At 65.0% G+C, this 19,794-nt stretch carries 17 protein-coding genes, 1 tRNA gene and 1 pseudogene; 10 read left to right on the top strand and 9 right to left on the bottom strand.

All coding sequences use genetic code 11. From position 1 onward, the window contains the following. Window positions 1–43 precede the first annotated feature (43 nt). Window positions 44–442, bottom strand: coding sequence for a (R)-mandelonitrile lyase (locus ABC347_RS08760; RefSeq protein ID WP_413245349.1), 399 nt, complete (start codon window positions 440–442; stop codon window positions 44–46). Between the two features lie 126 nt (window positions 443–568). Between ABC347_RS08760 and ABC347_RS08755 the strand changes: the two genes are divergently transcribed. Continuing rightward, window positions 569–1,486 (top strand): LysR family transcriptional regulator, encoded by a 918-nt coding sequence (locus ABC347_RS08755; protein WP_413245348.1) that lies wholly within the window; start codon window positions 569–571, stop codon window positions 1,484–1,486. Between the two features lie 86 nt (window positions 1,487–1,572). Here the strand turns inward: ABC347_RS08755 and ABC347_RS08750 are convergent, their stop codons facing one another. Genes ABC347_RS08750 through ABC347_RS08740 form a run of 3 tightly spaced genes read right to left on the bottom strand, consistent with a single transcriptional unit; the run spans window position 1,573 to window position 4,433 of the window. Further along, the gene (locus ABC347_RS08750) at window positions 1,573–2,559 is read right to left on the bottom strand and encodes an aldo/keto reductase (protein WP_413245347.1); all 987 of its coding nucleotides are present in this window, start codon (window positions 2,557–2,559) and stop codon (window positions 1,573–1,575) included. Window positions 2,560–2,572: 13 nt separating this feature from the next. Further along, the gene (locus ABC347_RS08745; RefSeq protein WP_413245346.1) at window positions 2,573–3,394 is read right to left on the bottom strand and encodes an SDR family oxidoreductase; all 822 of its coding nucleotides are present in this window, start codon (window positions 3,392–3,394) and stop codon (window positions 2,573–2,575) included. A 22-nt stretch (window positions 3,395–3,416) separates the two neighbouring features. Further along, window positions 3,417–4,433: a zinc-dependent alcohol dehydrogenase family protein gene (locus ABC347_RS08740; protein ID WP_413245345.1), complete on the bottom strand. Its 1,017-nt coding sequence runs from the start codon at window positions 4,431–4,433 to the stop codon at window positions 3,417–3,419. 232 nt (window positions 4,434–4,665) lie between these two features. On the opposite strand from ABC347_RS08740, the gene ABC347_RS08735 reads away from it, so the two are divergent. From ABC347_RS08735 to ABC347_RS08715, 5 genes are all read left to right on the top strand, one after another. Continuing rightward, window positions 4,666–4,962 (top strand): hypothetical protein, encoded by a 297-nt coding sequence (locus ABC347_RS08735; RefSeq protein WP_413245344.1) that lies wholly within the window; start codon window positions 4,666–4,668, stop codon window positions 4,960–4,962. 6 nt (window positions 4,963–4,968) lie between these two features. Further along, window positions 4,969–5,358, top strand: a complete 390-nt coding sequence (locus ABC347_RS08730) for a response regulator (protein ID WP_413245343.1) — start codon at window positions 4,969–4,971, stop codon at window positions 5,356–5,358. A gap of 292 nt (window positions 5,359–5,650) precedes the next feature. Further along, window positions 5,651–8,044, top strand: a complete 2,394-nt coding sequence (locus ABC347_RS08725) for a PAS domain S-box protein (RefSeq protein WP_413247023.1) — start codon at window positions 5,651–5,653, stop codon at window positions 8,042–8,044. A gap of 66 nt (window positions 8,045–8,110) precedes the next feature. Further along, window positions 8,111–8,359 (top strand): energy transducer TonB, encoded by a 249-nt coding sequence (locus tag ABC347_RS08720; protein ID WP_413245342.1) that lies wholly within the window; start codon window positions 8,111–8,113, stop codon window positions 8,357–8,359. Window positions 8,360–8,610: 251 nt separating this feature from the next. Further along, window positions 8,611–9,327, top strand: a complete 717-nt coding sequence (locus ABC347_RS08715; protein ID WP_413245341.1) for an IS6 family transposase — start codon at window positions 8,611–8,613, stop codon at window positions 9,325–9,327. A 90-nt stretch (window positions 9,328–9,417) separates the two neighbouring features. Here the strand turns inward: ABC347_RS08715 and ABC347_RS08710 are convergent, their stop codons facing one another. Genes ABC347_RS08710 through ABC347_RS08700 form a run of 3 tightly spaced genes read right to left on the bottom strand, consistent with a single transcriptional unit; the run spans window position 9,418 to window position 13,955 of the window. Further along, window positions 9,418–11,925 carry an FtsX-like permease family protein gene (locus ABC347_RS08710; protein WP_413245340.1) on the bottom strand — a complete coding sequence of 836 codons (2,508 nt, stop codon included), beginning with the start codon at window positions 11,923–11,925 and terminating at the stop codon, window positions 9,418–9,420. 30 nt (window positions 11,926–11,955) lie between these two features. Next, on the bottom strand, window positions 11,956–12,636 hold the full coding sequence (locus tag ABC347_RS08705; RefSeq protein ID WP_413247022.1) for an ABC transporter ATP-binding protein: 681 nt from the start codon (window positions 12,634–12,636) through the stop codon (window positions 11,956–11,958). Between the two features lie 2 nt (window positions 12,637–12,638). Continuing rightward, a complete protein-coding gene (locus ABC347_RS08700) occupies window positions 12,639–13,955 on the bottom strand; it encodes an efflux RND transporter periplasmic adaptor subunit (protein ID WP_413245339.1) in 1,317 nt (438 codons plus the stop codon). A gap of 307 nt (window positions 13,956–14,262) precedes the next feature. Here ABC347_RS08700 and ABC347_RS08695 point away from each other — a divergent pair, with 307 nt between their 5' ends. From ABC347_RS08695 to ABC347_RS08680, 4 genes are all read left to right on the top strand, one after another. Beyond that, entirely contained in the window at window positions 14,263–15,645 is a 1,383-nt protein-coding gene (locus ABC347_RS08695; protein ID WP_413245338.1) for a sigma-54-dependent transcriptional regulator, read from the top strand. Next, on the top strand, window positions 15,635–16,954 hold the full coding sequence (locus tag ABC347_RS08690; RefSeq protein ID WP_413245337.1) for a sensor histidine kinase: 1,320 nt from the start codon (window positions 15,635–15,637) through the stop codon (window positions 16,952–16,954). Before ABC347_RS08695 ends, ABC347_RS08690 begins: the two co-directional genes overlap by 11 nt. A 108-nt stretch (window positions 16,955–17,062) precedes the next feature. After that, window positions 17,063–18,499 (top strand): S41 family peptidase, encoded by a 1,437-nt coding sequence (locus ABC347_RS08685; RefSeq protein WP_413245336.1) that lies wholly within the window; start codon window positions 17,063–17,065, stop codon window positions 18,497–18,499. 130 nt (window positions 18,500–18,629) lie between these two features. Next, window positions 18,630–18,706: transfer RNA gene (locus tag ABC347_RS08680), tRNA-Arg, on the top strand. Between the two features lie 43 nt (window positions 18,707–18,749). Here ABC347_RS08680 and ABC347_RS18260 read toward each other — a convergent pair. Then, window positions 18,750–19,033, bottom strand: a pseudogene (locus ABC347_RS18260) (ATP-binding protein). Window positions 19,034–19,249: 216 nt separating this feature from the next. Next, window positions 19,250–19,684 (bottom strand): globin family protein, encoded by a 435-nt coding sequence (locus ABC347_RS08665; protein WP_413245335.1) that lies wholly within the window; start codon window positions 19,682–19,684, stop codon window positions 19,250–19,252. Window positions 19,685–19,794 lie beyond the last annotated feature (110 nt).

The following is a 19,794-nucleotide window of genomic DNA, read 5'->3' as shown; positions in this document are numbered from 1 at the left end:
CCCGCGTCGCCGTAGCTTTCCTTCCGCTGTGTCGACCCGGCCATCACGCCGCGCGCCCCAGATAGTCTTCGTCGGCAACCTTCTCCATCCAGGTGACGGCCGATCCGTCCTTCATCTCTGCCACGGCGATGTGGCTCATCGCGCAGTCGGGGGCGGCACCGTGCCAGTGCTTCTCGTTCGGCTCGAACCAGACGATGTCGCCGGGCCGGATCTCTTCGATGCCGCCGCCTTCGCGCTGGACACGGCCCAGACCCGAGACGACCAGCAGGGTCTGGCCCAGCGGATGCGTGTGCCATGCCGTCCGGGCACCGGGTTCGAACGTCACGGTCGCACCAGACAGGTTGCCACTGCCTTTGAACGGCGCGTCAGTCCGCACCTTGCCGGTGAAATACTCGGCCGGCCCTTTGCCGGACGGCTGCGAACCGCTCCTGGTGATCTTCACGACAAGTCTCCTTCGTGGGTGGAACGTCGGCGCGATCCCGCCGCTCCAGTTGCAGGACGGCATGCACCTATGCGCCGATTTCATGGATCGCATCGACGCAGGAAGCTTGCTGCGGTATTCGGTGACATGCGCCGAGAGGAACTGGTCGACCTGAACGCCTTCACGGCCGTTGCCGAGGAGCAGAGCTTCACGCGTGCGGCGGCGAAGCTGGGCACGTCGCAGTCGTCGCTCAGCCACACGGTTCGGCGCCTGGAAAGCCGGCTCGGCGTTCGTCTTCTCACGCGCACGACCCGAAGCGTCGCGCTGACCGAGGCGGGCGAGCGCCTACTGGCGACGCTACGACCCGCGCTCGACAGCATCGGCGAACAGCTGGCCCTGCTCGGCGACCTGCGGGACCGTCCCTCTGGAACGATCAGGATCACGACCGGCGATCACGCGGCACGCACGGTGCTCTGGCCGGTGGTCGAGCGGCTGCTCGCCGAGTACCCGGACGTCCATATCGAGCTCAGCATCGATTCCGCCTTCGCCGACATCGTCGCCGACCGCTTCGACGCAGGCGTGCGGCTCGGCGAGGCGCTCGCGAAGGACATGATCGCGGTCCGCATCGGTACGGAGCTGCGCATGGTGGTCGTCGGGACTCCGGGTTATCTCGCTCGGGCGGGCATTCCTCGAACGCCGCAGGACCTCTCGCAGCACCGGTGCATCAACCGGCGCATGCTGGGATCGGGTGGTCTCTACGCCTGGGAGCTGGAGAAGGACGGTCGCGAGGTTCGGGTGCGAGTTGAAGGCCCGTTCGCCGCGAACACCTCTGACATGAACCATCGTGCGGCGCTGGCCGGACTGGGCCTGGCCTTCGTGATGGAGGACGAGGTGGTGGCCGAGGTGGCGGACGGCAGGTTGGTGCGGGTGCTGGAGGACTGGTGCCCACCCTTTGCCGGCTATCACCTCTACTATCCGAGCCGGCGTCAGCCGTCGGCGACCTTCTCGCTGTTCGTCGAGGCGCTTCGCGAGCAGCTCCGCGGTTGGGAACGAGCGGCGGATTGAAGCGGAAACGCGTGCTCGCGCGCTGCGCATGCGCCGACATCAGCGCCAATCTCAGGAGACACGCGTCGCTCCGGTACAGCTTCGCGTCAGTTGCCCGTCGTCGCCATCAATTGCGGCGGGTAGCGCTCGCCCTCGACGTCGATTGCTGCAAGCGCCTTGCGGAAGCCGGCGAGATCGGCATCATCGAGGGTGACGTCCACCGCGCCGAGATTCTCTTCAAGGCGGTGCAGCTTTGTCGTCCCTGGAATCGGCACGACAAAGGGACGCTGTGCCAATAGCCATGCGAGCGCGATCTGCGCGGGCGTCGCACCCTTGCCGTCCGCGACGCGGCGGATCAGGTCGATGAGTGCCTGGTTCTTCTCCATCGCCTCGGGCGTGAAACGTGGCAACAGGCGGCGGAAGTCGCACTCGCCGATCGGGTGGTCCTTGCCCATCGCGCCCGTCAGGAAGCCCTTGCCCAGCGGACTGTAGGGGACGAGTCCGATGCCGAGTTCGTCGCAGACGTCGAGGATGCCGTTCGTCTCGACCTGGCGTGACCAGAGCGAATACTCGTTCTGGAGCGCGGTCACCGGCTGCACAGCATGGGCGCGGCGGACGGTCTCGGAGCCGGGCTCGGAAAGGCCGAAATGCTTTACCTTGCCCTCGGCGATCAGGTCGCGGACCGTGCCGGCCACGTCCTCGATCGGCACGTCGGTGTCGACGCGGTGCTGGTAGAACAGATCGATGACGTCCGTCCGGAGCCGCTTCAGCGACTCCTCGGCGACGCGGCGGATCTGTTCGGGACGGCTGTTCATACCCGACTGCTTGCCGTCGACGATGTTGAAGCCGAATTTCGTTGCGATCTTCACCTGAGCCCGGACGGGCGCCAGCGCCTCGCCGACGAGTTCCTCGTTGACATATGGGCCGTAGATCTCGGCGGTGTCGAAGAAGGTGACGCCGCGATTCACCGCGTCGCGGATGAGCCGCACGCCGGCTTCGTGATCCAGTGTCCCGGCATAGCCGAAGCTGATGCCCATGCAGCCGAAGCCGAGTGCCGAGACAGTCAGGCCCTTGCCTAGGATACGGTTTTCCATGTCGTGTTGCTCCTTATTCGGGCTTCAGGTCGCCGAAGAACCAGGATGCGGTGACGCCGCCGTCCATCAGGAAGTCGCTGCCGGTGATGAAGGCTCCGTCGGGCCCCATCAGCAGCGCGCCGACGGCACCCACCTCGTCGGGCGTTCCGGCGCGGCCGACGGGAGACCCCTCGATCATGCGGGTGTAATATGCCGCTCGCGGCCCGGTCAGTTCCGTGCGCGCCAGCGGCGTGATGACGATGCCCGGGCTGATCGCGTTCACGCGCGCGCCGCGCTTTCCCCACCGTACCGCCTCGGCCGCGACCCTCAGCACGTTGGCGCGTTTCGAGATCTGATAGGCGTGCAGCGTGTCCGTGATGTCCTGTAGTATCGGCAACGCGAGCAGATCGTCGGACGGCGTCGTCGCGAGCAGCGCATCCTCTTCGGCGGTGAGCGCGCCGAGCCGGTGGCCGGACTGCGAACTGATGACGACCGCAGAGCCGCCCTCGGCGATGACGTCGCCGAACAGTTCCAGCAGCATGGCGGTGCCGTGCAGATCAACCTTCAGGATCACGTCTGCGCTGGCCATCGATGGCGAGACGCCGGCGGCGTGGATCAGGCCGGTCACCGGACCGAGGCCCGTGGCTGACCGGACAAGGGCCTCGATCGACTCGCGGGATGCGATGTCGACCACGGTGGCACTCGCGTCGAAGCCCGCGTCGAGGAAGGCCTCGGCGGCGGCTTTTGCGGTCTCCTCCCTGACGTCCGCCAGCAGCACGCGCTTGCCTGACCCGACCCGGCGGGCGATCGCCTGGCCCAGCGGGCCGGCGCCGACGACGACGATGACATCCTTCATCGCAGTTCTCCTTGGTGGCTGTTCACACGCGAAGCAGCGTCTTGATCGCGCGGCGCTCGTCCATGGCGCGATAGCCCTCGGCGACATCGGCCAGCGGAAGCTGCAGGTCGAAGACCTTGCCGGGCTCAATCTCACGCCGCATCACGCGCCCGATCAGGTCGGGCAGGAAGCGGCGCACCGGCGCCGGGCCACCCATGAGCCCGCGCTGCGCGAAGAACAGCTTCAAGCCGTCGAGTTCGACGCCGTGCGGCACGCCGACATAGCCGATCGTGGCGCCGGGGCGCGCGCAATTGATTGCTTGCCACATCGACTCTTCCATGCCGACGCATTCCAGCACGGCGTCCGCACCGACGTTGGCGGTCAGCGCCTTGACCTGGGCCACGCCCGCTTCGCCGCGCTCGGCAATGATGTCGGTGGCGCCGAACGCCAGCGCGAGATCCTGCCGCTGCTTATGGCGGCTCATGCTGATGATACGGTGCGCGCCCATCTGCTTGGCGGCGAGCACGCTCATCAGGCCGACGGCGCCATCGCCGACCACCGCCACGGTCGAGCCCGGCTGCACGCGCGCCGCGTCGGCCGCATACCAGCCGGTGCCGAGCACATCGGAGACCGCCAGCAAGTGCGGGATGAGGTCCTCATCGGGCGGGCCATCCAGCGCCACCAGCGTGCCGTCGGCAAGCGGTACCCGCGCGAGCGGCGACTGGGCGCCGGTCATGAACTCGATCTGCTCGCACGACGACTGGAAGCCGAAACGGCAGTGAGGACAGGTGTTGTCCGACAGGCAGAACGACCCGACCACGAAGTCGCCGGGCTTTACCGAGGTCACCGCGGCGCCCACCGCCTCGACGGTCCCGCAATATTCGTGGCCCATGGCCTTCGGGCCGTCCTGGTCGCCGAAGCCTCGATAAGGCCATAGGTCAGAGCCGCAAACGCAGCTAGCGGCGAGCCGGATAATGGCGTCGGTGGGCTTCAATATCTCGGGTTCGGGACGTTCCTCGAAGCGGACATCGCCGGGGCCGTACATCATCGTTCCGAGCATCTGGGTTCTCCTGAGCCGGCTGCGACGCGTCGGCCGATGGAGGCGATCTAGGTCGGTTGGCGCAAGCCGATAAGAATGACTTGAACGCTAGCCTTCATGAGGCTGGTTCATGAATGCCGAGGATGCCACCTGCCATGCAGTAGTGGCGCCCGTCAGCGCGACTGCGGAACCTGTCGCGGGACATGCTTGCGCGCGCCGACTTCGGCGACATGATGTCGGCGGTCAGCCCGGCATGGCGCTGAGTGCTCGGCTGGTCGACCGGGGAATTGCTGTTGCGCGGTTATGCCAGCTTCATGCATCCCGACGACGAAGGGCCCTTGCTTGCAGCGATTGGGGTACGACCGCGTCGCTGTGGTTGCCGGTTAGCCATGATCTGCCGGCGGTGGAGCATCGCCGGCGCGCGAGCGCGATCTTCGGCGAGCCACACGGTACTGCGCTGCTCGTCAAAAACGAGGATCGCGTCCGGATGAGTTTGTCGAACATGCTCTCCGGCCCGGGCTTCGATGAGTTAGAGGCGTCGTCGGGGTAGGGCGCATTGTCGATGGTTGCCCCCGGCCTCGATCTGCACCTTCTGGTATTTGATCACCTCATGCCGGGCATGACCGGCGTTCAATTGGTAGAGGCGGTGCGGATGTACCGGCCGTCGCTGAAGGCCTTGATCGTTTCAGGCTATGCCAAGGCCGAAGAAATCGATCCGACGCTTCCTCGGCTGACCGAACCATTCCGACGCGACGAATCGGCAGCAACGCTGGCGGCATTGACGTCAACTCAACCGATCAATCGCGTCGGCGGAATATCGGGTGCTGATCTAGAAACGGAGATTGTCCGCTTCTGCGCCTCAGGTCATCGGACAATGTCGGTTGGCAAGCTTCGACACGATGAACGGATGACCGGTTTCGGTTTGCCCGCGGAGGCACCCGAATGACCGATATTGGGTCAAAGCGCGCTTGGATGCTTTCAGAGCTTGTGCGCATTTCCGCTCTCAGCGTCGGCCTTGCGCGAGTGCAGGAGGAGTTGGCTGACGGGATCTGAGCTGTGGCCTCGATTGTGCCGGGCGTTATCGACGGTGCATGAAGGTATGCTAGCGTGCCCCGTCCTGCCCGCTCGATTGGTGATGTTACTTGGCATCCTTTCCTACCACGGCTGAAGCCACAGCTTGCACCCGCTCATCCGCTGCCAAGCTGGCCTTCCTGCAAGGCGGAGGCAATTGCGCCGAGTTGATCGCGACGAGGGACTGGTCCCAAACGCCACTTGGACCGATTGGGCAGTGGGCCGAGTGTCTCAGGACAGCAACGGCAATACTGCTTCGATCACCCGTACCCATCGTCATGCTGTGGGGCTCGGAGGGCGTCATGCTCTACAACGACGCCTATTCCGGGTTCGCAGGCGGGCGTCATCCTCAGCTGCTCGGCTCCAACGTGCGCGAGGGCTGGCCAGAAGTTGCCGACTTTAACGACAACGTCATGAAAGTGGGGCTGGCCGGCGGAACCCTGCGCTACCGCGATCAGGAACTCACGCTGCACCGAAATGGACGGCCGGAACAGGTTTGGATGGACCTGGACTATTCACCGGTGATCGATGCGTTCGGTGATCCCGCAGGCGTCATATGCTTTCTCGCTGAAACCACGGAGCGCGTGGCTGCGGAGCGCCGGTCCGACTTCCTGCTGTCGCTCGCCGACTCTCTTCGCCCGCTGAGCACCGCCGCGGAGATCACCAGCGTAGCGGCCGACCGTCTCGGCGTGCACCTCAGCGCAAATCGAGTGTTCTACGCGGAGATAGCCGATGGGACGATGACCGTATCGCGCGACTTCGTTGATGGCGTGTCGTCGATAGTCGGGGAGCATTCTCTCGAGGCGTTCGGTCCCGATCTCTTGAACGCCTATCGTGAGGGCACTCCGATCGTGATGCGAGATGTGCCAGGCGATGAGCGACTGAACGAAGAGGCGCGCGCTGGCCTTCGCACGCGCGAGGTCGGGGCGTTCATTGATGTGGTGCTGTTCCGGGATGAACGTCAGGTAGGACTGCTCGCTGTGCAGAGCGCGACGCCGCGCGACTGGACTGCCTCCGAGCAAAGCCTGATCGAGGAAGCCGCTGAACGTGTGAAGGTTGCCGTCGAGCGGGCACGCGCTGAACGCGACCGGCTGTGGACACTTTCGCAGGACATGTTTGCTCGGGCCGATTTTACCGGGATGATGTCGGCGGTAAGCCCCGCCTGGCAGACGATCTTGGGCTGGAACGAAACCGAGCTGCTGACCCGCGGCTATGCGACCTTCATGCATCCGGAGGACATGCCGCCGACCTTGGCTGCGATCGAGAAGATGGGAGAGACGGGACTGCCTACCCGCTTCGAAAACCGCATCGCGACAAAAGACGGGTCTTGGAAGCACATCGAATGGACGGTCGCTCCGGAGCCAGACGGCCTCAACTTCGTGGCTGTCGGCCGCGACCTTAGTGAGACAAAGGCGCGAGAAGCCGAACTCGAGCTGGCACGGGACGCGCTGCGTCAAAGCCAGAAGATGGAAGCGATGGGCAGCCTGACAGGCGGGGTGGCACACGACTTCAACAACCTTCTAACTCCTATCATCGGCTCCTTGGACATGCTTGTGCGCAAGGAATTGGGCGACGAGCGCGAACGAAGGCTGATCAACGGTGCCCTGCAATCTGCCGAGCGAGCGAAGACGCTGGTGCAGCGGCTCCTCGCCTTCGCGCGGCGCCAGCCGCTCCGCTCGACCGCCGTGGACATCCCTGTTCTCGTGAATGAGATGGCAGGTCTGATCGGCTCCACCGTCGGACCGGCTATCGACGTTCAGGTCGATCTCGCGGCCGATCTGGCTCCGGCCCAAGCAGACGCTAATCAGCTCGAGATGGCGCTTTTGAACCTTGCCGTGAACGCGCGCGATGCGATGCCGCACGGTGGGCAGCTTACCATCACTGCGTGCCGGGAGAGCGTCAGGGCGCCTCAGGCGGGCGGGTTGAAGCTCGGCCATTATATTCGGCTCAGCGTGCGGGACACCGGCGTAGGTATGGATGAGGCGACGCTTATTCGCGCCGTTGAGCCGTTCTTCTCGACCAAGGGCATCGGGAAGGGCACGGGCCTCGGCCTGTCAATGGTGCATGGCCTCGCGGCGCAGCTTGGTGGCGGAGTGACTATAGAAAGCCAGTTAGGCGAAGGCACGACGGTGGCGCTCTGGCTTCCAGTGAGCGCAGAGCCGATCATGGTTGAAAGCGGTCCAGCAGACCGCGCCAGCAAGTCGTTCGGCCGCGGGACCGCCCTCCTGGTCGATGATGAGGAACTGGTGCGCATGAGCACCGCGGAAATGCTGCATGATCTCGGGTTCGAGGTCGTGGAGGTAAGTAACGCTCAGGAAGCGCTGCGTCTTCTTCAGAACGGCGAGATGCCCGATCTTCTGATCACCGATCACCTCATGCCCGGCATGACGGGTGCGGATCTGGCGCATGAAGCACGCGCAATGGATCCTGGATTGGCAGTGCTGATCGTCTCCGGCTATGCGGAGGTCGACGGGATCGACCCCGACCTGCCGCGCTTGACCAAGCCGTTCAGGAACGCGGATTTAGCGGCCAGCATCGCGGAACTCCTGCCGCAGAGTTAAAAAATCCTGTGCAACAATTCTATCTGGTCACTGACGCAGCTGAAGCCTCCTTCCATCCCGCCGTCTGTGGACACACTCACCTCTGACGATTACCCGAAGGATCTCCTCCGCCGTGACGTCAGCGGCCTGACCTCGATCGAACTGACGGTGTCTGCGACTGGAAAGATTAAGGGAACGCGCATCATCGCTTCCCAGCCTTCCGGCTTGTTCGATGCCGTCGCGGCGGCCAAGCTGGCCAGCGTCTCGTTGCTACCGGCGCAGCGGAACAACACAGCTGCGCCCTGCCGCGGGATGGTCCAGAATGTCCGGTGGTAAGTGCCTTTTCACGGTGACTTTTCGATGCCGTTCGTGGGTTATCCCGGGCCGGACGACTGATTAAAGCCGCGCGCCGCCACTGCTCCGATGCTCCTGCTTGGCTACATGCTGTCTGAAACCAGCCGCGGTCGAGATGAACGGATGTCTGCTTCTAGGCACCGCTATTGGTCAGCTGAATGTCCGGATGTGGGTCTCAAGCGGCTCTGTCAAACCAAATGCGCCTGCTGTGCGAGCAGGGTAAGGGCAGAACCATGCCCCGTGCCTGCAAACCCGCATCGCCGTTCCGCTACTTCAACTCGTCGCCCGAGGTGATCCGCCTGGTGGTGCTGATGTATGTCCGCTTCCCGCTGTCGCTGCGCAACGTCGAGGACCGGCTGTTCGAGCGCGGGATCGACATCTGCCATGAGACGGTGCGGCTCTGGTGGAACAGGTTCGGTCCGCTGTTTGCCGGTGACAGCCGCCGGGCGCGGGTGAGCCGGATGCGTGGCTTCCGACACTGGCGGTGGCACCTGGACGAGATGTACGTGAAGCTGAACGGCGAGATGGTCTACCTGTGGCGGGCCGTCGACCATGAAGGGGAAGTGCTCGAGAGCTACGTGACGAAGAGCCGCGACAAGACGGCGGCGCTATCCTTCATGAAGAAGGCACTCAGGCGCCACGGCTCACCCAAAGCGATCACCACCGACGGCTTGCGCAGCTACGGGGCGGCGATGGACGAGCTAGGCTGCCGCGATCGTCAGGAGGTCGGTCGCTGGGCGAACAGCCGGGTCGAGAACAGCCATCTTCCGTTCCGACGAAGGGAGCGGGCGATGCTGCGGTTCTGCCAGATGAAGAGCTTGCAGAAGTTCGCCTCGGTCCACGCCAACGTCCACAATCACTTCAACCTCGAGCGCCATCTCATCGATCGCAAAGCCTACCGGGAACGACGCTCCGCCGCCTTGGCGGAGTGGCAAGGCCTTGCGAGCTAGGCTGCCACCTTCAAGAGCGACGTGTGTCCCACCGAGACAAGTTCGCGTTAGACTGACAGCAGCGTCCGGCGAGCTATCGGCACCGTCGCCTCATTCATAGCGCAGCGCATGGATCGGCTTGGCCCGCCCGATGCGGTAGGAATGGCCGGCGACGGTCAGCACGGCGATCAACAGCGCCAGCGCGCCCGCTGCGAGAAACAGCAGTGGGTTGAGCGAGATCCGGACGTCGAATCCGTTCAGCCAGCCGCGCATCACCCACCAGGCGACCGGCCACGCGACCAGGTTCGCGATCAGCACCGGCTGGCTGAACTGCCAGACCAGGAGACGGATGATGTCGCGCGTGCGGGCGCCGAGCACCTTGCGGATACCGATTTCCTTGGTGCGGCGCTCCGCGGTGAAGGCGGCGAGGCCGAACAGACCGAGGCAGCCGATGATCACGGCAAGGACCGCGAACCCGGCGAACATCTGCGCTCGCGCCGCATCGGCGGCATAGAGCTTGCCGACGATCTCCTCGCTGAAGCTGCCGTCATAGGGGACTTCCGGGAAGTGGCGACGCCAGATGCCCTCGATGCGCGCGTTCACGGCGGCCGGGTCCGCGCTCTTATAGCGGATCAGCAACGCGCCATGGCCGCTCCGTTCGAAGCGGAACAGGATCGGATCGAGCGGGTCGCGGATCGACCGGAGCCGCGCGTCGGAAACGACGCCGATGATGGTGGTCGGCATGACACCGCCGAGATCCTGGTCGATGCTGGTCAGGACGGTCTGGCCCACGGCATCCTGCGGGCTCTTGAAGCCGAGCCGCTTCACGGCGAGCGCGTTGGCGACGACGTTGATTCCGCGCACCGCCAGCGCCCTGTCGGCTGCCTCGTCGGGCGGGAACGGGGTCGAGGCATCGTCCTTCGGGCGCGCCTCGTCGAACAGCCGACCGGCCAGCAGCTTGACGCCCATCGTCGGGAGGAACCCGGTATCGACCGAATAGGAGCCGATCGAGACAGGCTCCGTACGGCCGGGTACCTGGATGCCGTTGTTGGTGTTGTTGCGGGTGTTGATGCCGATCGTGCTGCGGCCGATGGAGACGACGCCGTCTATCCGGTTCACCTCGTTGATGAAGGCGTCGATCCCCGCCCAGGTCTGGCGGCGGGCAACGGATTCGATCTGGATAAGGCCGTCGCGCTGGTACCCCGGGTCGGTGGTGCGCGCGTACACGGTCTGGGCGTAGACGACCGCCGTGCAGATGATCAGGCCGATCGACACCGCGAACTGGCCGACGACCAGGATGTTGCGCAGCCGGCCGGAGCCCTGCGCTTCGGCCGATGATTTATTCGCCTTGAGCACGCGCGCGGGCTGGAAGCCGGAGAGGACGAAGGCGGGATAGGCGCCGGCGGCGATCCCGACGGTCAGGACCAGCGCCAGCACCGGCAGCAGCACGCCGCCCGCGCCGAAATAACGCAGCGTGAGGTCGGCCTGGAGAAAATTGGCTATGAAGGGCAGCGCGAGCTCGACGGCGGCCAGCGCCAGGATCATCGCCACCGCGGCGACCACCACCGATTCACTCAGGAATTGGATAACCAGCTGGCGCCGGGTCGCACCGAGCACCTTGCGCATTGCAACTTCCCGTGCCCGTTGGCTCGCCCGAGCAGTCGCGAGATTGGTGAAGTTCACGCAAGCCATGCCCAGGATCAGGATCGCGACGACCGCGAATGTCGTGATCGATCCCTTGTCGTTGCCAGGGGTCATCGCGCCCGACTGCGCTTTGCCGAGGTGAATGTCGCGGATGTTGACCAGCGCGAAATCGGTGCCGTCACCCTGATTGGTGCGCTGGGTGCCGGAGACGTCGTCGGGAATGTTGCGCTTCTTGAAGGCCGCCATCTGCCCGTTGATGGTAGCGACGTCGGTGCCCGGCTTCAGCCGGACATAGACCCAGCCGGACTGCCAGCCCCAGTTGGTCAGGAACTGCGGCTGTTCGGCACTGTAGGCCGCGATGTCGATCCGGGCGACGACGGTCACCTTCATGTGCGATTGCCGGCTCGGCCCGGCCACGACGCCGGTGATCGTGAAATCCATGGATTTACCGCGCGAGACCAGAGTCAGCGTCTTGCCCATCGCTGCCTGAGTGCCGCCGAAGAACCGGATCGCTTCCGCTTCACCCAGCACGGCCTGGCCCGGGCGTGACAGGGCTGTCGCAGCATCGCCGGCCGCGAACGGAAAGCGGATGATGTCGAACAGATTGCCGTCGACGAACTGGGCGTCGTCGACTTCGTAGGCCTGCCCGTCCTTCAACGCGATCGGCCCGGTCGCAAGCGAATAGACCGCATCCTCGATCTGCGGAAAATCCTTCTGCAGCGCGCCCTTGGTGACGTAGGCCGCCATCTGCAGCTGGTCGGTCTCACCGGTCTCGCGATCGGTGAAATAGGTCTGCATCTGATAGGCGTTCTCCGCGCCCGGCACCGATGCGTTGAAGCTCGTCTCGTAGCGCACGAAGAGCAGGATCATCAGGCACGCGGCCATGCCGATCGCCAGTCCGACGATGTTGATCGCCGCATAGGCACGGCTCTTGGCGAGAGCGCGGAAGGCGACGGAAAGATAGTTGCGCCACATAGCGTAGGCTCCGGACGAGAGATTATGGGTTCAGGCGGCGCGCCGGCGTTCCTGGAGGATGTGACCGTCCAGCATGTTGACGACGCGGCTCGCATAATCGGCATGGGCCGGCGAATGCGTCACCATCACGATGGTCGAGCCGGCGGCGTTCAGCGACTGGAGCATGCGCATTACATCCTCGCCATGCGCGGTATCGAGGTTGCCGGTAGGCTCGTCGGCCAGGATCAGCTTCGGTTCGGCGACCAGGGCCCGTGCGACCGCAACGCGCTGCTGCTGGCCCCCCGAAAGCTGGCTCGGGCGATGCTTGGCGCGGTGGGCAATGCCCACCCGATCCATCACGCGCTCGGCCCGGGCGCGACGCTCGGCCGCGGGAACCTGATGATATAGCAAGGCGAGCTCGACATTCTCGCGAACCGTCAGTTCGTCGATCAGGTTGAAGCTCTGGAAGATGAAGCCGATGCTCTGCTTGCGGACCTCGGCCAGCTGCGCCTCGGACAGCGTCGCCACCTCCTGGCCGGCGAAGACGTAAGAGCCGCTCGTCGGACTGTCGAGCATGCCGATGAGGTTGAGCAAGGTCGACTTTCCGCAGCCTGAAGGGCCCATGATCGCGACGAACTCGCCATCGGCGATATCGAGATCAATCCCGTCCAGCGCTGCGGTCTCGACGGTTTCCGTGCGGTAGACCCGCGAGAGCTGGCGCATGGTGAGCATCATCATTTTCCTTCGGTGATGGTCAGCCGATCCTTGTCGGCGAAACCGGAGTAGGAGGAGGTAATCACGCGGTCGCCGGGGGAGAGCCCGTCCAGCACTTCGATGGAGTTGATGTTGCGGCGGCCCAGCCGAACGCTGCGCTTGATCGCGGTCCCCCCATCCGGGTCCACCACGAAGACATAGGTTCCGCCGCTATCGTTGTAGAAGGCGCCGTTGGCGACCAGCAGCGCAGGGGCGGGATCGCCCAGCGTGAGGCGCGCTTGCAGCGTCTGGCCGCGTTGCAGGTCGGCGGGCTCGGCGTCCATAAATTGCAGGTCGGCGTTGAACTGGCCGTTCTGGACCTGCGGATAGATCTTGGTGACCTTCGCGCGATAGGTCTTGCCGTTCCAATCGACGCTCGCGCGCTGCCCGACCTGAACGCGACCAAGGTAGAATTCGTCGATGCCGGCAACCAGCTTGTTGCGGCCCGGGCTGTCGATCTGGCCGAGCCGTTCGCCGCGTTCCAGCGACTGGCCAAGCTGGATCGAAAAGCCGCTGAGCGAGCCGGTGACCGGCGCGCGGAGGTTGAGCGCGTCCAGCGTGGCGCGGGCGATCCCAAGGCTTGCGTTCAGAGAATTGGCTGATGCCTTCAGCTGGGCAAGCTGGCTCGAACGCAGGCGATCATCGGCACGGCGGGTGCGCTGCAAGACGCCCAGGCGATCGCGGTTCGAGAGATAGTCATCCTGAGAATCACGGAAGGTTCGACCGGCGACGAAGCCGCGCTCGGCCAGGGGGCGTTGCATCTCATATTGCCGCTGCGCCTTGCGCGTCGCAAGGTCCGCCTCGAGCACGGCGCGCTCGTTGGAAAGCGCGGCCTGCGTGAGCGCCAATTCCTGGCTGCGCATCGAATTGATTTCGCGGCTGACATCCGCCTGTCGGGCAAGCAGGTTCAGTTGCAGATCCGAATTGGACAAGACGGCGAGCAACTGACCCTTCGTGACGGTTGCGCCGTCCTCTACCAATACCTGCTCGACCCGGCCGCCTTCGACCGCGTCCAGGAACACGGTGACCAACGGGGTCGAGCGTGCACGCAGCGGAAGGAAATCGTCGAACACGCCCTTTTGCACGGCGCTGATCGTCAGCCGTTCCGCTGGCACAGATTGATCGCCAGCCCGTGGCGCAAACAGCCAGACGAGGATCATGATCGCGATCACCGCGGCCGCTGCACCGACATAGATGATGCGTCGGTCCATCCGCTTGGTCTCGATCACCCGATCCATCGCACCGCCGGCAACCGCGGTCGTGGCGGTATCGGCCCGGTCCATCGCGTGAACGCTCATTGTCCGCCCCCGGACAGTGACTGTCCGTTTCCGGACATCAGGCGATCGCGGCCAGGGCCGTGAACTGCTGGCCGGCCGATGCCTCGACCAGGACCACGCTGCAGAGTATCGATCCCCAGATGAAGAGAGCGCCGCGGAACAGATCCTTGCTCATGTCTCAGGTCCTTTCGACTTCGGTTGCTGTTGCTGGAACACTGTGCATCGACCGTGCCAATCGGGCTCCGCACTCGACGGGGCATCTGCGGGATAGAGTTGGCGCGATGCTTGCTGTGCGGATCCGGACATTTCGTGACCGGATGCGAACAGCATGACCCAATCCACTCGTTTCGCTCTCGCCGTCGTCGTCGATGACGATGACGACATCGGCTTGGCGGCCCGCCTGGCGCTCCGCGATCTGTTCGACGAGGTGCTGGCGCTCGACCGACCGGACCGGTTGCCGGCGCTGATCGCCGAGCGTGCGCCCGACGTCCTGCTGCTCGACCTCAACTTCGCGCGGGGCGCAACCGATGGGCGCGAGGGTTTCGAATGGCTCGATCGGGTAGTCTCGACCGATCCCGACCTCGCAGTCGTGATCATCACCGCGCATGGCGGCGTTTCGATCGCGGTCGAAGCGATCAAGCGCGGCGCCACCGATTTCATCATGAAGCCGTGGGCCAACGACCGGCTGGCAGCCACCGTGCGCAGCGCCGCCGCCCTGACGCGTAGCCGGCGGGAGGCCCGGCTGGAACATGGCCGCAACCGGGAAATATCGCCATCGACCTTGGCCTCGCCGTTACTGGGCAACTCGCCGGCAATGGCGCGCGTCCATTCGCTGATCGCACGCGCTGGACCCACCGATGCGAACGTCCTGATCCTCGGCGAGAATGGAACCGGCAAGGAACTGGTCGCCCGGGCGCTGCATGCCTATTCCAGGCGCGCCGAAAAGCCGCTCGTCACCGTCGACCTCGGCGTCGTCAGCGAAACTCTATTCGATTCCGAGCTGTTCGGCCATGTGAAGGGCGCCTTCACGGATGCGCGCAGTGATCGGATCGGTCGGATGAAGGCTGCCGATGGCAGCACGCTGTTCCTCGACGAGATCGGCAACTTGCCGCTGCACCTACAACCCAAGCTGCTCACCGCGCTCGAACAGCGCCAGGTCACGCCAGTCGGCTCCAATCGCGCGATGCCGATCGATGTCAGGATCGTGGCGGCCACCAACTGCAATCGCGATGTGCTGGCCGACGAAGCGCGGTTCCGTCAGGATCTGCTGTTTCGCCTGAACACGGTGGAGATCGAGCTGCCGCCGTTGCGCGAGCGGCGCGAGGACATCCCGCTGCTCCTCACCCATTATCTCGATCTTTACGCCCGCAAGTACGGCAAGCCATCGCGCCCGGTTCGGGATGCGGCGCTCGATCGGCTGACCGAACATGATTGGCCGGGGAACGTGCGCGCGCTGCGCCATGCCGCCGAACGCGCGATCATCCTCGCTGAGGGCGATGTTCTGGAGGCCGAGGATTTTCCGATGCCCAACACCGTCGCTCGCGTGCAGGTCGCACGGTCGACGGCGCCCGATCTGAACCTCGATCGCCAGGAACGGCAGGCTGTGGAAGCGGCACTCAAGCGGCATAACTTCAACATCTCACTGGCGGCAACCGAACTCGGTCTCAGCCGCGGCGCGCTGTATCGGCGCATGGAGAAGCATGGCCTTTAGGCGGCGGTTCGAGATCGGTCTGGCCTGGCGAACGGCTGCGCTGGCGGCCGCGATCGCCGCGATGGTCGCTGCGTTCTCCGTCCCGGATCTCGGGGCAGTGCGGATCGTCGCCAGCGTCGGCGCACTCGCGCTTCTGTGGGAGTTGTGGCGCTACATCGGTCATACCAATCGCGAGCTCGCCCGCTTCGTGGAAGCATTGCGTTTCGGCGATCATGCCCAGCGCTTCGGCGGCCTGTCCGGCGCCGGTTTCGACGTGATCGGGGACTCGCTCGATACGGCGCTGAAGGCGATGCGCGACCGGCAGGTCGGGCTGGCCGACGAAATCAGTTTCCTGGCGGCGGCGCTGGACGATGCGCCGGTCGCGCTGCTCGCGATCGATGCCGATGGCCGGGTGACCCTGCTCGGAAAGGCGGCGCGGCGATTGTTCGATCATCCGGTCGTCACCCATGTCGAGGATCTGGCAGTCTATGGTGCCGAACTCGCTGCCACCTTGGCGTTGCCGCCGGGCGGGCGCCGGCTGACCCGGATCGTGCTGGATGGCATGCCGCAGCATGTGCTGGTCGGCACCGCTCGGTTGGAGCGGCTGGGTCGCGACACGACCGTCGTCTCCGTCCTGAAGGTACAGACCGAGCTTGGGCAGCTGGAACTGACGGCGCAAGCGGATCTGGTCCGCGTTCTCACCCATGAGATCATGAACTCGCTGACCCCGGTGACGTCGCTGGCCCAATCGAGCGCCGATCTCGTCCACGCCGCACGGGACGGCGATCCGGGCGCGCTGACGGATGCAAGTGCGGCGGCCGATGCAGTGGCGGCGCGCGCCGGGAGCATCCTGCGCTTCGTGGCGAGCTACAGGGACTTTGCGGCGTCGCCGGACGTCCGCCGCCGCGCTTTCCTTGCTCGGGGCTGGGTCGACGAGGTGCTGCAGTTGGCTCGGGCCGATCCGCGGATCGGCGCGATGGCGATCGAAGCCGTCGTCGAGCCTGACTGGACCAAGATCGATGGCGACCCGGACCTGCTCGCGCAGGTGATGCTCAACCTCATCCGAAACGCCGCTCTCGCCGGGGCAAAACGGTGTGAGGTCGGCGTGCATGCGCTACGGCACGGACATAGCGTCCTAGAAGTCTCTGACGACGGCCCCGGCATCCCTGAAAAACACCGTGAAGACGTGTTCCTGCCGTTCTACACGACGCGTAAGGACGGGTCCGGCGTCGGCCTTAGCTTTGCCCGTCAGGTGGCGCTCGCTCATGGCGGCTCGATCGCAGCCGATCGGTCGAGATTGGGGGGAGCCAGCGTCAAGATGGCGTTCTGACCATTCGATCATGAATCCCCCCGGCGGTCTGGAGCGCTAAGCGAGCGCCGAGCACCTTTCGTCGGCCGCTAACGCCGTTTATGCATCCTGCCTGTCGAAAGGGGAGCCATGAAGCGCAAACTCGGCTTGGGCAATTTGTGCTTGGCGGCCTTCTTCTTGATCGCCGCCGCCCCCGCGTGGGACCCGGCGCCCTGGCTGGACGATCTCGGACAGTTTCGATCCGCCATCGAGCGCGACTATCCGAACCTCGAATGGCTCGTATCCGAACGCGAGGTGTCGCTCGACCGGTGGTTCTCTCGCGCGGCGGACGAAATCCGCGAGAGCGGCGACGATGCGGGCGCGCGACGTGCCATGGATAGGCTGGTCGAGCGCTTCAACGACGGCCACCTGGCCCTGCGCTGGCCGCGCCCGCTTTCAAGAGGACGTGCGACGCCCACCGCTTCCGTGCCCGCTACCATCGCGACCTTCTGTGCCGCCCGGGGATATGATGCCGGGCAGGTGACGCCTGGGACGGCCGTATCGATCCCCGGTTATCGCGCGGTCGAGACCGGAGGTCCGTTCCCGGCAGGACGGGTAGATGTCGATGAGAAGGCGGTCGGCGTGGTCCGCCTGGCGGTGTTCTCCCCGCAAGGTTATCCCGTGCTCTGCGAACAGGCCGTAGCGCTCACCCGGACTGCCATCGACAGACCTTGTGACGAGGCCTGCGAGGACCGGGTCCTGACCGAAGCCTTCGCCCTGCTGACGCGCGCATTGATCAACACGGTCGAACGGTTGCGGGCGGCGGGGGCGGAAGTGCTTCTGGTCGATCTGACCCGGAACGGCGGTGGTACCGAGTGGTCTGAGGCGGCGGCACGGATCATCGCGCCCGTGGCACTTCGGTCGGCGCCGGTCCACGTGATCCGCGGAGATGCCTGGGTGGCGCGGTGGCGCGCGCTCTCGGCCAAACTGCGCCGCGAAGCAGGCACAGCGCCGGCGACCGATCGATCGATGCTGCTCGACCTCGCCCGCCAGGCGGATGCGGTAGCCGACGGGCTGAAGCCGTGCACCCGGAGCCCTTGCGCTCGTACGGCCCAGGCCGGCTATGCCAGTGGGCTGTTGCGCGAACTGCCAGCGGGCCGGCTTGATGGTCGGCCTTGGGGCGTCGATGTCTTCAGCGCGTCGCAATTTCCGTATCGCGATCATGTCTGGGCAGGGCCTGTCATCGTCCTGGTCGATAGCGAGACCTGGTCCGCCGCCGAGCAGTTCACCGCGCTTCTGCAGGATAACGGGGCGGCCATCGTGATGGGGACGCGAACCGGAGGGGCAGGGTGTGGCCATCTCTATGGCAATGATCCCGTCACGCTCACGCACAGCGGCGCAAAACTTGAGATGCCGAATTGCGCGCGTCTTCGCAAAGATGGCAGCAACGAAGTGAGCGGCATCATTCCGGACATATCAACGGGCGTTCGCTGGAACGATGGCCCAAGCTATGCTGGGCGACTGACCGCCGGGCATTTCCCCGAAGCAGTCGCAAAGGCCGAAGCGCTGCGGCGGGGCGTGCGCTGAATCCGACAGCGCTGACGATGCCGACCGTGTCAGGCAACTCAATCGACAACCGCTGCTAATTTGGATCTTGATAGGGACGACAGACCGTCATTCTTGCCCACCGATGAGGGCCGGGGTAGGGGATGCGAATGGCCCCGTAGCTCAGCAGGACAGAGCAGGAAATTCCTAATTTCAAGGTCGGGAGTTCGAGTCTCTCCGGGGTCACCACCGCAACCGACGAGGGCAGCAGCCCTATCCCGACGAAGCTCTGCTAGCTGGGGCTTAACGATGTCGGGCCCGGCAGTTGGACGTACATCGTCGTTCCCTGGGTTCCCGTCTCGAGGACGCCGATCGTGCCGCCATGGGCTTCCAGGATCGTGCAGCTGATCATCAGCCCCACGCCCAGGCCATCGGTCTTGCTGGTGGTGAAGGGGTGAAGAGCCGCTCGGCGATATTGGGTGCGATGCCCGATCCCGTGTCGCGCACGTAGATCCGACGATCGCCGCCAACCGTCTCCGACCAGATGTCCAGTCGCCTGGCAGGCCGATCTTCCATGGCCTCCACCGCGTTCCGGATCAGATTGACGAGACTCTATCGACTTGGCCGAGGCGATGGGCAGGAATGGCGAGCGACAGCGCATCTCGAAGAATGCGCATCGATAGACCAGCTCTTTGTGTGCGGTCAGCTGATGCAGATTGAAAGGGCGGCAGCGCAGCGCGGATACGCGACATTGGGCTGACGAATTGAAACCGATTGCCCGATGCTGTCCGCTCAGGCGGCGCGCGGCACTTCGCGCAGGCGCTGTTCGGCAGCCTCGATCATCGTCGTCGCAAGCAAGCCATAGGCAGCTTCCCACGCGGCGCGCACCGGGGGCGTGAAGAGCGTGCCGAGCGTCTCGCCCAGCGCTGCAATCAGCGCGGCGCCCACTGCGTCATAATGCTCGGTCGTCACGCCGTAGCGGACGTGGCGTACCGCCAGCGCCCGTGCGCTGGGCACCAGCAGTTCCAGGTCGTCGAGGCTGAACACGATATTGCCCAGGGTGAGCAGTAGCTTCCAGCGCTGCTCGGTCATGTCTTCGCCGAACAGCGGCCGAGTGTCGGGGGCGATCGTAAACAGCTGATCGTAGAAGCGCCGCGCAATCTCGTCTCCCTTCGCGGCGGCTGCCTTGAAGCTGTTATGGACGAGATCGATCTGGGCGGGGGACATGGGCGGTCGAACTCCGGCATGGACTTGGCGGTCGTCGTTCCAAGCGCCGACCCGTCGATCCCAGGTTAGCCGCTAATGGTTAACGGGTCGTTGAGGGGTGCGGCGTCGAG

Origin of the sequence: Sphingomonas canaveralia (assembly GCF_047238125.1) — a bacterium.
Classification (GTDB): domain Bacteria; phylum Pseudomonadota; class Alphaproteobacteria; order Sphingomonadales; family Sphingomonadaceae; genus JBDFMH01.
This window is presented reverse-complemented; position numbering and strand designations above follow the sequence as displayed.